General features: G+C 39.6%; 14 protein-coding genes. All 14 read left to right on the forward strand.

All coding sequences use genetic code 11. The features are described from left to right. Positions 1-9 precede the first annotated feature (9 nt). On the forward strand, positions 10-1,149 hold the full coding sequence (iadA, locus tag CVS91_RS04950; protein WP_107830711.1) for a beta-aspartyl-peptidase: 1,140 nt from the start codon (positions 10-12) through the stop codon (positions 1,147-1,149). A 190-nt stretch (positions 1,150-1,339) separates the two neighbouring features. Next, positions 1,340-2,128 (forward strand): 30S ribosomal protein S2, encoded by a 789-nt coding sequence (gene rpsB / locus CVS91_RS04955; RefSeq protein WP_107830713.1) that lies wholly within the window; start codon positions 1,340-1,342, stop codon positions 2,126-2,128. Next, positions 2,128-3,192 (forward strand): translation elongation factor Ts, encoded by a 1,065-nt coding sequence (gene tsf, locus CVS91_RS04960; RefSeq protein ID WP_107830715.1) that lies wholly within the window; start codon positions 2,128-2,130, stop codon positions 3,190-3,192. The genes rpsB and tsf overlap by 1 nt, the downstream gene beginning before the upstream one ends. Further along, positions 3,192-3,836 (forward strand): ABC transporter ATP-binding protein, encoded by a 645-nt coding sequence (locus CVS91_RS04965; protein ID WP_103637163.1) that lies wholly within the window; start codon positions 3,192-3,194, stop codon positions 3,834-3,836. Before tsf ends, CVS91_RS04965 begins: the two co-directional genes overlap by 1 nt. Positions 3,837-3,925: 89 nt before the next feature. Next, complete coding sequence (gene fliR / locus CVS91_RS04970) at positions 3,926-4,687, forward strand: flagellar biosynthetic protein FliR (protein WP_107830717.1); 762 nt, start codon at positions 3,926-3,928, stop codon at positions 4,685-4,687. A 56-nt stretch (positions 4,688-4,743) separates the two neighbouring features. After that, positions 4,744-6,300, forward strand: a complete 1,557-nt coding sequence (locus CVS91_RS04975) for a Highly acidic protein (protein ID WP_107830718.1) — start codon at positions 4,744-4,746, stop codon at positions 6,298-6,300. Further along, positions 6,301-6,912, forward strand: coding sequence for a guanylate kinase (gmk, locus tag CVS91_RS04980; RefSeq protein ID WP_107830720.1), 612 nt, complete (start codon positions 6,301-6,303; stop codon positions 6,910-6,912). It abuts the gene before it with no gap. Between the two features lie 51 nt (positions 6,913-6,963). Continuing rightward, positions 6,964-7,185: a twin-arginine translocase TatA/TatE family subunit gene (gene tatA, locus CVS91_RS04985; protein WP_021087958.1), complete on the forward strand. Its 222-nt coding sequence runs from the start codon at positions 6,964-6,966 to the stop codon at positions 7,183-7,185. 9 nt (positions 7,186-7,194) lie between these two features. Then, complete coding sequence (gene argS, locus CVS91_RS04990; protein ID WP_107830722.1) at positions 7,195-8,778, forward strand: arginine--tRNA ligase; 1,584 nt, start codon at positions 7,195-7,197, stop codon at positions 8,776-8,778. 95 nt (positions 8,779-8,873) lie between these two features. Further along, on the forward strand, positions 8,874-10,061 hold the full coding sequence (locus CVS91_RS04995; protein ID WP_107830724.1) for a UDP-N-acetylglucosamine 4,6-dehydratase: 1,188 nt from the start codon (positions 8,874-8,876) through the stop codon (positions 10,059-10,061). Further along, positions 10,048-11,199 carry a LegC family aminotransferase gene (locus tag CVS91_RS05000; protein ID WP_107830726.1) on the forward strand — a complete coding sequence of 384 codons (1,152 nt, stop codon included), beginning with the start codon at positions 10,048-10,050 and terminating at the stop codon, positions 11,197-11,199. The genes CVS91_RS04995 and CVS91_RS05000 overlap by 14 nt, the downstream gene beginning before the upstream one ends. Positions 11,200-11,201: 2 nt before the next feature. After that, positions 11,202-11,813 carry a NeuD/PglB/VioB family sugar acetyltransferase gene (locus CVS91_RS05005; protein ID WP_107830728.1) on the forward strand — a complete coding sequence of 204 codons (612 nt, stop codon included), beginning with the start codon at positions 11,202-11,204 and terminating at the stop codon, positions 11,811-11,813. A gap of 24 nt (positions 11,814-11,837) precedes the next feature. Then, complete coding sequence (neuB, locus tag CVS91_RS05010) at positions 11,838-12,839, forward strand: N-acetylneuraminate synthase (protein WP_107830730.1); 1,002 nt, start codon at positions 11,838-11,840, stop codon at positions 12,837-12,839. A gap of 129 nt (positions 12,840-12,968) precedes the next feature. Continuing rightward, on the forward strand, positions 12,969-13,482 hold a 514-nt coding region (locus tag CVS91_RS05015), incomplete at its 3' end, for an NAD-dependent epimerase/dehydratase family protein (protein ID WP_159071396.1).

A 13,482-nucleotide genomic window follows, 5' to 3' on the forward strand; every position in this document is an offset into this window, starting at 1 on the left:
GGAGAAAATATGCTTTTGCTTAAAAATGCTAATCTATACACGCCAAAATTTCTTGGCAAGTGCGATGTTTTGGTAGGTGGCGGTAAAATTTTAGCCATCGGTGATGGGCTAAGCTTTAGCGTAGAAGGGCTTGAAATTTACGACCTAAAGGGCAAGGTTTTAGCTCCAGGTCTCATTGATCAGCACGTGCATATCACCGGTGGTGGCGGCGAGGCTGGATATCACTCAAGAACGCCTGAGATCACGCTTAGTCAGATCGTAAAATATGGCACTACGACGCTTGTTGGCGTCTTGGGGACTGATGGTGTCACTAGAAGCTTGGAAAATCTCTACTCAAAAGCAAAAGCGCTCGAGTTTGAGGGCATCTCGACCTTCATTCACACTGGCTCATACGCAAGCCCCTGTGTGACATTTACCGGCGACATCGCAAAGGACCTCATACTAATCGACAAGGTGATCGGCGTAAAGATCGCACTGACGGACAACCGCGGCAGCTACGTCTCAAAAGAGGAGCTGATAAAAATCCTAAGCAAGATCCGCATAGGCGGCATGGTCTCTAAAAAAGGCGGCGTGCTTCACATGCACATGGGCGGACTAAGCGAGAAATTTGACAACGTCTTTAAGGTGATAAAAGACTATGAATTCCCAGTTCATTACTTCTCGCCGACACACTGCGCTAGGACGAAAGACCTGTTTAACGAGGCTTTGAAATTTCAAAAAATGGGTGGAAACGTCGATATCACAAGCGGCGGAAGTAAATTTGCCCCGCTTCATGAGGTGGTGGCTTACGGCCTTGAAAATGGGCTAAATTTAGAGCGCCTAACGATGAGCTCAGACGGAAACGGCAGCGTGCCTAAATTTAACGAAAATGGTGAGCTTATCGGATATGGCTGTGCGTCATGTGCGTCAAATTTAGAGGTATTGCAAGCTTTAGTGAGAAATAAAATTTTAAATATAGAAGATACTTTGGCCTTGATGAGCAAAAACGTGGCGAGATATCTAAATTTAAGCCAAAAAGGTGAGATAAAAGTGGGCAATGACGCTGATCTTTGCGTCTTTGATGAGGAGCTAAATTTATATGACGTGATCGCAAAAGGCGAGTTTTGCGTTAAAGAGGAAAAGGTCGTTAAAAAAGGCTTTTTTGAGTAAATTTAAAGAAATTTGAGCTTTATTGGTAGCTAAAGATATCTTTAAATTTAGCTTCAATAAAGCCAAGTTTCAATATAATCCAAACTTTATTTCACACACGGCAATCCTAAATTTGGTTGTGCGAGAGCATTAATGGTCGTGGAGGATAAAACTAAATTCAAGGCAATATGCCTAAAACAAGGAGAAACTCATGGTAACTATGAGAGATTTATTAGAGTGTGGCGTACATTTTGGTCACCAAACACGCCGCTGGAACCCAAAGATGAAAAAATTTATCTTTGGAGAGAGAAAAGGTATCTATATTATAGATCTACAAAAGACTATCCGCTACTTCCGCTACACTTACAACATCGTTCGTGACGCAGCTGCTGAAGGTAAGTCAGTGCTATTTGTCGGTACTAAAAAACAAGCTATCGACGCTATAAAAGAGTACGCTGAAAAATGTGGAATGCCTTATGTAAATCACCGCTGGTTAGGTGGTATGATGACAAACTTCGGTACTATCCGCCAGTCTATCCGCAAACTAGAAGTTATCGAGGCTATGGAAGAAGATGGTTCGATAAATTTACTAACTAAAAAAGAGGCTTTGATGCTTCGCCGTAAAAAAGAGAAGCTTATCGCAACTCTTGGCGGTATCCGCAATATGAAAAGCCTTCCTGATATGATATTTGTTGTTGATACAGTTAAAGAAAAGATCGCTGTTCAAGAGGCAAATCGCTTAAAAATCCCAGTTGTAGCACCTATTGATACAAACTGCGATCCTGACGTTGTTGACTATCCGATCCCAGGAAACGATGATGCGATCCGTTCTGTTCAGCTTTTCTGCCAAGAGATGGCTGAGGCTATCAACGAAGGCAAATCACTTCTTGAGCAAGATGGTGGCGAGCAAGCTGCTGGCGAAGAAGTAAGCCAAGATGAGAAAGATGCAGTTGTAGCTGAGGCTATGAGCGAAGAAGACCTTGGTGAGGACGAAGAGTAATGGAAATAACTGCACAAATGGTAAAAGAGCTCCGCGAATCAACCGGAGCCGGCATGATGGACTGCAAAAAGGCACTTGGCGAAGCAAATGGCGACATGGAAAAAGCTGTTGATATCCTTCGTGAAAAAGGCCTAGGTCAAGCTGCTAAAAAGGCTGACCGCCTTGCAAGCGAGGGCTTAGTAAGCGTTGAAGTTTGCTCAAAATGCAAAAAAGCAACTATCAGTGAGATCAACTCTGAGACTGACTTTGTTGCTAGAAACCCACAGTTTCAAACACTTGCAAAAGACACAACAGCTCACATCCAATCAAGTGGCATAAAAACAGTTGAAGAGCTGAATGCGAGCACTTTAAATGGCGTTAAATTTGAAGAATATTTCAAAACTCAGATCGCAACTATCGGTGAAAACCTTGTAGTTCGCCGCTTTGAGACAATCAGCGCTGATGATAAGGGCGTTGTAAATGGCTACGTTCACTCAAATGGCCGTGTTGGCGTTCTTATCGGTGCAGCTTGCGAAAATGCTGAGGTTGCAAATAAAGCAGCTGAATTTATAAGAAATTTATGTATGCACGCAGCTGCTATGAAGCCAAGCGTTATAAGCTACAAAGATCTTGATAAAGATTTTGTTGAGAAAGAATTTATTGCACTTCGCGCTGAGCTTGAAAAAGACAATGAAGAGCTAAAACGCCTAGGTAAGCCTCTTCACCACATCCCTGAGTATGCTAGCCGCTGCCAGATAGGTGAGGCTGAGCTTGCAAAAGCTACAAAAGCGATCGAAGAAGAGCTAAAAGCTGAGGGTAAGCCTGAGAAAATTTGGGATAAGATCATCCCTGGCAAGATCGAGAGATTTTATGCTGATAACACAGTGCTTGACCAACGCCTTACACTTTTAGGTCAGTTTTATGTAATGGACGATAAAAAGACTATCGAACAAGTTATCGAAGAGAAGAGCAAAGAGCTTGGCGGCAAGATCGAGATCGTAAAATACGTTCGTTTCGAGCTTGGCGAAGGCTTAGAGAAAAAAGTAGATGACTTTGCTGCAGAAGTTGCTGCTCAAATAGGCTAATGGAAATTTTAAGAGCGTCTAATCTGGGCTTTGCGTATGATTATACGCTCTTTAACAATATAAATTTAACTCTCAATCAAAAACAAAGTATCGCGATAACCGGTGTTAGCGGTTGTGGCAAATCAACGCTTTTACATATACTTTCAACACTTTTAAAACCAAATTTTGGCGAGGTCATCTACCAAGATAGATCGATCTATGAGCTTTCTCAAAACGAGCTTTTGGCTATTAGAAGGCTTCATTTTGGCATTATTTTCCAGTCGCACTATCTTTTTAAAGGCTTTAGCGCTTATGAAAATATCGAGCTTGCAAGCATCTTATCTGGCGAAAATATAGAAAAAAATGATCTTGAAGCGCTTAAAATTTCAAGTGTGATAAATCAAAAAGTTGGAGAGCTAAGTGGTGGCCAACAGCAGCGTGTCAGCATCGCTAGAGTGCTTACTAAAAAGCCAAAGATCATCTTTGCAGACGAGCCAACGGGCAACCTTGACAAGCAAACGGCAAATGAAGTGATGCAAGTTTTATTTGAGTACATAAATGAAAATAACGCTGCCCTTGTTCTAGTCACTCACGACAACGACCTAGCCGCGAAATGCGACAACTCATACAAGCTTGAGAACAAAGAGCTTGTGCAAATTTCTTAAAATTTAGCTTCAAATTTCTAAAAACTACCACATAAATTTAAAAACAAAGTAAAATTTTGTAAAATTAGCAAAAAATTTAAAAGAGCAAAATGGAACTAGTAGAATTTTTTGGGGCTGATAAGACCATAGTTTTTATGCTTTTATTTGCACGCCTAAGCGGTCTCATCGTTTTTTTTCCATTTTATTCGCACAATCAAATTCCTCTTAGTGTAAAAACGCTTTTAGTTTTTGTTCTTTGTGTCGTGCTTTTTCCTCTCTCAAAAGCTCATGAAAACTCTATAAATTTTTTAATCGGCGAGATATTGGGCGAGGTGATGCTGGGTCTAAGTGCAGGACTTATGCTAACCATCATCTTTGCCACACTTCAAATGGCAGGCGAGCAAATCTCGATGGTCATGGGCTTTTCGATGGCGTCGGTACTTGATCCGCAAACTGGTACAAACTCTCCAGTCATAGCAAACCTCATAAATTTCATCGCACTGCTAACATTTTTGGCATTTGATGGACATCATTTACTCCTTCAGTTTTACGCTAGCTCACTTGCTGTGGTACCTCTGGGAGATTTTTATCCACGCCCTGGCATCATGAGCTATGCGATAAATTTATTTACAAATTTGTTTATGTTTGGCTTTATTATGTCATTTCCTATCATCGCGCTTTCTTTGCTCTCAGACTCTATCTTTGGCATGCTCATGAAGACGATGCCGCAGTTTAACCTACTAGTCATCGGCTATCCTATCAAAGTGACGATCGGATTTTCCGTTTTGATAGCCATTTTAGCAGGCATTATGAAGATAATAAGCGACCTACTTTTAAAAGTGATAAATGATCTGCCGGCTCTGTTTTTTTAAGAAAATAGCAATGAAATTTATCATAGAATAGGCTTTTACTATTACAAGGAGGGATGATGAAAGTTGCTCTAATAAATAAAAATCCAGCAGTTTCACGTCTGATAACTTTAAGTCTGAATAAAATCGGCACCGAATATAGCGAATTTGAGGATCTAAATGGATTTGACGATGCTCAGTTTGACTTTATCATAATCGACAGTGACGTGGATAGTAGCGAGCTAGCTACAGATAAAAAGGTGATGTATCTAGCAAGTCGTGGCGAGAGCAAACCAGAATTTGCTACTTTGATGCTTGAAAAACCATTTTTACCGACTGAATTTATAAGTGTTTTTGAGCAAAATATCCCAAAAGATGAGCCAGTTGCCGAGCAAAATGCTAGTGAGCAGGGCGAAAGCGACTTTGGCGACTTTAGCGATGAGGCTATGAGTTTTGACGAGATGTCAGGGTTTAAGCTGCCTGATATAGATACAAATTTAGAAAATTTCGCAGACCTTGACAAAGAGCTTTTAGAAAGTGGGATAGATAGCCCAAGTGAGGAGATTAACGAGAGTGACTTGCAAGAGGAAAATGAAGCTAGCGATGTGGAGTCTTTAGAAGAGTTTGAGGACTTGCAAGAGCTTGCTAGCGAAGACCTTGCTGATGAGAGCGTGGATGAAGAGACTAGCGAAGCGATAAGTGATGCAAATGAGAGCGAAGAGAGCAAAGATAGCGATCTAGCAGAGCTTAGCGCGCTTGTCGATGAGATAGAAAATATGCCAGAAGAGTCTGAAACAGATGAAGAGCTAAATAAAAATTTAGATGATATTATTAGCCAAAATGACGTTGCAGGCTTGGTTGATGAAGAGAACGCTGGTAGCGAGCTTGATGAGATAGATCAGAGTAAATTTGAGCTTAGTGAGATCGATTCGCTTGATGAAGAGCTAAATAGTGAAGAGACTGACGAAGAAAATAAAAATTTAGATAATGCTGAGTTAGATACTACAAATTTAGAGCAAGAAGAGCTAAATTTAGACGAGCTAGCTAAATTTGATGATGAAGATAGCCTTGAAAATGAGCTAAATTTAGAATATGAGCCTAAAGATGAGGAGAATTTAGATGAGAGCTCTGAGGCTGATGAAGAGCAAATTCAAGTAGATGATGAAAAAGCAGAAGAAGATATAGAAGAAGAGGCTTTGGATGAAATTTTAAGTGAGGAGCTAGAAAATTTAGATCCTAGTGATAGCAAAAACTCTTCTAATGAGATGTCAGTAGAAGAGCTAGAAGATGTGAGCGAGCCAGAAGCTAAAGAAGATCTAGGCCTTGTGGATGAAACTTTTGAAGAAGAAAATGCTCAAGAAGAAAACACGCAAGAAGAGAGCAAAGACGCGGCATCAAGTGAGTTAAATTTTGACGCGGCATCGATAGATGACATAGATGAAAACACTATGTTGGCGGCATTTGGACTAAAAGATATACCTCAAACAAGCTCAAAAAATGATGTAAAAGAAGACTACAAAGAAGAGCTAACTAAAAAGATCACAAAACACGTCCATGAGTCGTTAAATGAGAGCTCGCTAAGAGATGTGCTAAAAGATATGAATATCAAGATAAATATAAGTTTCGAGGAAAAGTAGTTGCAAGGACAAATTTTAGTAGTTTCAGGACCTAGTGGAAGCGGTAAAAGCACGCTTTTGGGCCGTCTTTTAAAGGAGGAGAAAGACCTATATTTTTCTATCTCAAGCACAACAAGAGCCAAAAGAGAAGGCGAAGTTGATGGGGTGGATTATTATTTTATAAAAGAAGATGAATTTAAAAGCGGCATAGAAAAAGGCGAGTTTTTAGAGTGGGCGCAGGTGCATAAAAACTACTATGGCACGAGCCTAAAGCCAGTTTTAGCAGCGCTTGAAGCTGGTAAGATAGTGATATTTGACATCGATGTGCAGGGCTTTCACATCGCACTTGAGAAATTTAAAAGCTACATCACTTCAGTTTTTATAACAACTGCGAATAAAAAAGAGCTAAAAAGGCGCTTGAAAAACCGCGGAACAGATAGTGATGAGACGATAGAAAATCGCTTAATGAACGCAGTTGGAGAGATGGAGCATATTTTAGAGTATGATTATTTTTTAGTAAATGATGATATAGAAAAGAGCTATAAAGGGCTAAAATCAATCCTTAGAGCGATGAGGTTAAAAAGTGCTAAGATAAACTTAAGAAAAGTCATCGACGAGTGGATAGATTGTTAGAAATTCAGGAATTTATGATAATATTTTGAGAAAATTTGATAAGGAGAAAAGATGGGTTCTTTTAGTATTGGCCACTGGTTGATCGTTTTAGCGATCATTGTATTACTTTTTGGAGCAAAGAAGATCCCAGAGCTTGCAAAAGGACTAGGCAAAGGTATAAAGACTTTTAAAGCTGAGATGGAGGACACAACCCCTGAAAAGAGCGAAAAAGTCGAGCATAAAGAAGAGAGTGCAGCTAGTCAAAAGATAGAAGAAACAACTAAAAACGCGTAGGTTTTAGAGTTGAAAGATAAAGTAAAAGCTGAAATTTTAAAGGTTTTAGAGCGAGAATTTGTGCTTGAAAAGCCAAAGGATAAAAATTTAGCCCACTATGCGACGCCGCTTTTTAGCCTCGCAAAAGAGCTAAGAAAGTCTCCAGCTATGATAGCTAGCGAGTTTGCTAATAAATTTAGTGGTAGCAAGATAGTTGAAGCTAGCGCGGTAAATGGCTACTTAAATTTCAAGCTTAAGAGTGAATTTTTAGATGAAATTTCAAAGCAAATTTTGCTAGATAGTGAAAATTTTGCAAAAGAAGATGCGAAAAAAGACAGCTATTTAATAGAATACATCAGCGCAAATCCGACTGGACCGCTTCACATCGGACACGTTAGAGGCGCAGTTTATGGCGATACTTTGGCAAGACTTGGCAAAAGGCTTGGCTACGCTATCTCAACAGAATACTACATAAACGATGCGGGTAATCAAATAGATCTGCTTGGCACATCGATATCACTTGCGGCTAAAGAGCAGCTTTTTAACGAAAGTGTCGTATACCCAGAGAAATATTACCGCGGGGATTATATTTTAGATATCGCTAAGCTTGCAAATGAGAAATTTGGCAAGGAAATTTTTTATGACGAGAGCAGAAACCTTGAGCTTGCCGAGTTTGGCAAGGATATCGTACTTGAGATCATCAAAAAAGACTTGGCTGATGTTGGGATATTTATAGAGAGCTGGGCTAGTGAAAAAGCTCTTTATGACCGTCTGGAGCCAACAATAGAAAAGCTAAAACGTTCAAATCAAATGTATGAAAAAGAGGGCGCTATCTATATCGCTTCTACCACACTTGGCGACGATAACGATAGGGTTGTGGTTAGAAATGACGGCAGACCGACATATTTAGCTGGCGACATCATCTATCATAACGCTAAATTTGAGAAAAATTTTGACCACTATATAAACATTTGGGGCGCGGATCACCACGGATATATCGCAAGGCTAAAGGCTGCGATAAATTTCCTTGGTTACGATGAAAATAGGCTTGAAGTGATACTTATGCAGATGGTTAGTTTGCTAAAAGAGGGCAAGCCATATAAAATGAGCAAGCGCGCTGGCAATGCTGTGCTGATGAGCGATATCGCAAGTGAGATCGGTGCTGAGGCGCTTAGATTCATCTTTATAAGTAAAGCAAACACAAGTAGTTTAGAATTTGACATAGATGAGCTTAAAAAAGAGGATAGTTCAAACCCTATCTTTTATATAAACTATGCTCATGCTAGGATAAATCAGATCTTTGCAAAGGCTGGAAAAAGCGTCAGTGACGTGATAAATGCAGACTTTGAGTGCCTAGATGAAAATGCTAAAAATTTGCTTTTTGAAGCGCTTATCTTGCCTGAAATTTTAGAGGATGCTTTTACTTCAAGGCAACTTCAAAAGATACCAGACTATCTAAAGTCGCTAGCTGCTAGCTTTCATAAATTTTATAATGAAAACCGCGTGGTTGGAAATGAAAATGAAGATAGCTTGCTAAAAGTCTTTGCAGTCGTTGCTGTCTCGATAAAAACAGCATTTAATATAATGGGAATCACAGCTAAAGATAGGATGTAGGCTTTATTTATTGCATAATTTAGCAAGGAGTAAAAAGCCTAATTTTTAATTTAAATAAAAATATTTATAGAAATAATTTTAATGGTGAAATAAAAATGGATATCTTAAGCTTAATAGGGCGCACGAAAAACATCTTTGAAGATGATATAAATGCCCTTGATAAAGACCTAAAAGAGATAGTTTCAAGCTCAAGCTTTCTAGTTATCGGTGGGGCTGGCTCTATAGGCTCTGCCGTGACAAAAGAGATCTTTATAAGAGACCCCAAAAAACTCTACGTCGTTGATATCTCTGAAAATAACCTTGTCGAGCTAGTGCGTGACATAAGAAGTGAGTTTGGATATATAAATGGTGACTTTAAAACTTTTGCCATAGATGTTGCAAGTGCCGAATTTGACGCACTTTTGGCGCAAAGTGGTGGATTTGACTACATGCTAAATTTATCAGCGCTAAAGCACGTTAGAAGCGAAAAAGATCCGTTTACACTCATGAGGATGCTTGAAACAAATATCTTTAACACCGATAAAACGCTGGCTCAAGCTTGCAATATGAAGTCAAAAAAATATTTCTGCGTTAGCACCGACAAGGCCGCAAACCCTGTAAATTTAATGGGAGCTAGCAAGCGCATCATGGAGATGTTTGCGTTTAGGCACTCTTTAGAGATCGACGTCTCGATGGCTAGGTTTGCAAACGTGGCATTTAGTGACGGCTCACTTCTTTTTGGCTTTCAAAAACGCATAGAAAAGGCTCAGCCCATAGTAGCTCCAAACGACGTCAGACGCTACTTTTTAACGCCAAAAGAGAGCGGTGAGCTCTGTCTTTTAAGCACCATTTTTGGCGAAAATAGAGATATATTTTTCCCAAAATTAGATGAAAATTTAGACCTCATAACATTTAGCGAGATAGCCAAGCGGTACTTGGCAAATTTAGGCTACGAGCCATTTTTGTGTGAAAATGAGGAGGAGGCTAGAAAGCTAGCCAAAGTGCTTCCAAAAGATGGCTTTTACCCTTGCCTTTTTGCGCCTAGCGACACGACTGGAGAGAAGGACTATGAGGAGTTTTTCGTTGATGGCGAGAGGCTTGATATGCAAAGATTTCAAAATATCGGCATAGTTAAAAATGATGCAAATTTTGACAGCAAAAAGCTAGAAATTTTCAAAAACAACATCTTAAATTTAAAATCAAGCTTGACATGGAGCAAAGAGGAGATTTTGCGCGAAGTTTTTGAGCTGATACCAAATTTTATGCATAAAGAAACAGGAAAGTATCTCGATGAAAAAATGTGATTTTGACGAGGTTTTAAAATTTATAAAAAGCACCTTTGGCAAGGACAAAGTCCCGCTTCACGAGCCTAAATTTATAGGCAATGAGAAAAAATATCTACTTGAGTGCATCGACTCTAGCTTTGTCTCAAGTGTCGGTAAATTTGTCGATGAGTTTGAGAGTAAGCTAGCTCAAATGGTCGGTGCTAAATTCGCAGTTGCCACGACAAATGGCACCTCGGCGCTTCACATCTGCCTAAAACTAGCTGGCGTAGAGCAAAATGACGAGGTGATCACCCAGCCAGTTACTTTTATAGCCACTTGCAACGCCATTAGCTACCTTTTTGCAAAGCCAGTTTTTGTGGACGTTGATCTTGATACGCTTGGTATGTCGCCAGCGTCACTTAGTGCATTTTTAGAGAAAAATTGCGAGCTAAAAGGCGGCAAATGTGTCAATAAAACTAGCGGCAGGATAGTGCGAGCCTGCGTGCCTATGCACACTTTTGGACTGCCTTGCAAGATAGAAGAGATAACTGAAATTTGCAAGCGTTGGAACATCGCTTTAGTAGAAGACTGCGCTGAGAGCCTTGGTAGCTACTATAAAGGCACTCATACAGGGAATTTTGGCAAGCTTGCAGCGATGAGCTTTAATGGCAATAAGATAGTCACAAGCGGAGGAGGCGGAGCTATCATCACAAACGATGAGGAGATAGCAAAGCACGCTAAATTTATCACCACAACGGCTAAGGTGCCACACCCTTTTGAGTATCGCCACAGCGAGATCGGCTACAACTACCGCTTGCCAAATTTAAACGCGGCCCTGCTTGTGGCGCAGCTTGAAAATTTGGAGCTATTTTTAAAAAGCAAACGCGAGCTTGCGATGATTTATAAAGAGTATTTTTCTAAATTTGATGATGTGAAATTTATAGATGAGCCAGTGGATGCTAGGTCAAATTTTTGGCTAAACGCGGTGCTTTTTGAAAGCCGTGAAAAGCGAGACGAGTTTTTGAAATTTAGCAATGAAAATGGCGTTTTTACGCGTCCTATCTGGCAGCTTATGAATGAGCTTGACATGTTTAAGGAGTGCCAAAGAGATGAGCTAAAAAATGCTAAATTTCTAAGCGACAGGATAGTAAATATCCCAAGTAGCGCAAGAGTCTAGCCGTGCAAGATATAGTTTTAGTGGGTGGTGGCGGGCACTGTAAAAGTGTGATAGATGTCATCGAGAGCGAAGCTAAATTTAATATAATTGGTATCATAGATACGGCAGAAAATATTGGCAAAAAGGTGCTTAGTTATGAGATCATCGGTAGCGATGATGATCTGGCTGAGGTTTTTACATCATGCAAAAATGCTGTGGTGACGGTTGGTCAGATAAAAAGTAGCGAGCCTAGAAAAAGACTGTTTGCACTGCTAAAAGAGATAGGTTTTATACTTCCAACCATAGTCTCGCCGCTTGCGTATATCTCAAAGCATGCAAGTGTAGGTGAGGGAAGCGTGGTGATGCATCATGCCTTGATCAATGCTGGCGCAAATGTCGGTAAAAACTGTATCATAAACACAAAAGCGCTTGTTGAACATGACGCAACTATCGGCGATCACTGCCATATCTCAACAGCAAGTGTGATAAATGGTGGCGTTGTCGTGCAAGATGGGACATTCTTTGGTAGCAATGCAATCAGCAAAGAGTATATCGTGATAGGCGAAAATTCTATCATAGGCGGCGGAACTAGCGTGATGAGAAGCTTGGAGAAAAACGCTTTTATAAAGGCGTAAAACTAGCATTTTAAAGGAAATTTGATGTCAAATAGAGTTTTTATCATAGCTGAGGCCGGGGTAAATCACAATGGTGATATAATTTTAGCTAAAAAACTGATCGACGTGGCAGCCAAAGCTGGCGCTGATGCGGTGAAATTTCAGACCTTTAAGGCTCAAAATCTTGTTTCAAAAAACGCGCAAAAGGCTAGCTATCAAAAAGAAACTACCGATAAAAATGAAAGCCAGTTTGAGATGATAAAAAAGCTTGAGCTAGATGAGAATACGCATAAAGAGCTCATAGCCTACTGCAAACAAAAAAATATCACGTTTCTCTCAACCCCTTTTGATAGCGATAGTATAAAGCTTCTTGATGAGCTGGGGCTTAGCACATTTAAGATCCCAAGTGGTGAGATAACAAATTTGCCATATCTTAGGCAGATAGGCGGGCTTAATAAAAAGATCATTCTCTCGACTGGCATGGCAAATTTAGGTGAGGTGGAAGCCGCGATAGAAGTACTTGTAAAAAGCGGTACGAAACGGGAAAACATAAGCCTTCTTCATGCAAATACGCAGTATCCAACGCCAATGGAGGATGTAAATTTAAAGGCGATGATAACTCTTAAAAATGCCTTTGGGCTTGAGGTCGGATATAGTGATCATACCCTTGGCATCGAGGTTGATATCGCAGCGGTTGCCATGGGTGCAAAGATCATAGAAAAGCACTTTACGCTCGATAAGAGTATGCCTGGGCCTGATCATAAGGCGAGCCTTGAGCCAGATGAGCTAGCGGCTATGGTTGGAGCCATAAGAAATATCGAGCTAGCGCTTGGAGACGGGCTAAAGCACTTTAGCAAAAGCGAGAGTGAAAATATCAAAATAGCTAGAAAGTCGATCGTGGCAAAATGCGATATAAAAAAGGGTGAAATTTTTAGCGAGCAAAACATCTGCGTAAAACGCCCAGGAGACGGCATAAATCCTATGAGGTGGGATGAGGTGATCGGGCAAATTTCACAAAAAGACTATAAACAAGATGAACTGATATGAGAAAAATTAAGAATGTATAAGGGTGGTGACATAAATTAAATTGTTTAATAGTTTTTAGTATTATGGTTTTGTTTTTGGGATTACTAGAATACAATAATTAATTTGGCACACCAAAAAAGGAGTTAGTATATGGCAGTTTTGATAATAGGTGGAAGTGGTTTTGTGGGCAGTAATTTAACAAAATACCTATTGTCTAAGAAATTAAATGTTATTGTTTATGTACATCAAAATTTTGGTTTTCTAGATAATTTTGAGCATGTTAACTTAAAGTACATTAGAAACTTCGAAGAGCTGGGTTCTAAAAAGGAGCAAATAGATTGTATATATCATTGTGCATCTTTAATAAGATCAAAGATACAAGTTTTTGAATGCTTCTATGAGTCAAACGTAAGACTGACACTGGAGGTTATTTCTTTGGCAAAAAAGTTAAATATAAAACAACTAGTATATGTTTCTACTGCAAGTATATTTTCAAGGCCTGAGAAAGCTAGAATTTTTAATGAAGATTCAATACCAAATCCATCTTCGTATTACGGATTAACAAAATATATCTCTGAAAAAATTCTATATACAGAATTTAAAAATACTGATGTTAAAATATCAATAGTCAGATTTCCTTCAATATTTGGAAGGAATGATATAG

Source organism: Campylobacter concisus, from assembly GCF_003048985.1.
Classification (GTDB): Bacteria; Campylobacterota; Campylobacteria; order Campylobacterales; family Campylobacteraceae; genus Campylobacter_A; species Campylobacter_A concisus_AY.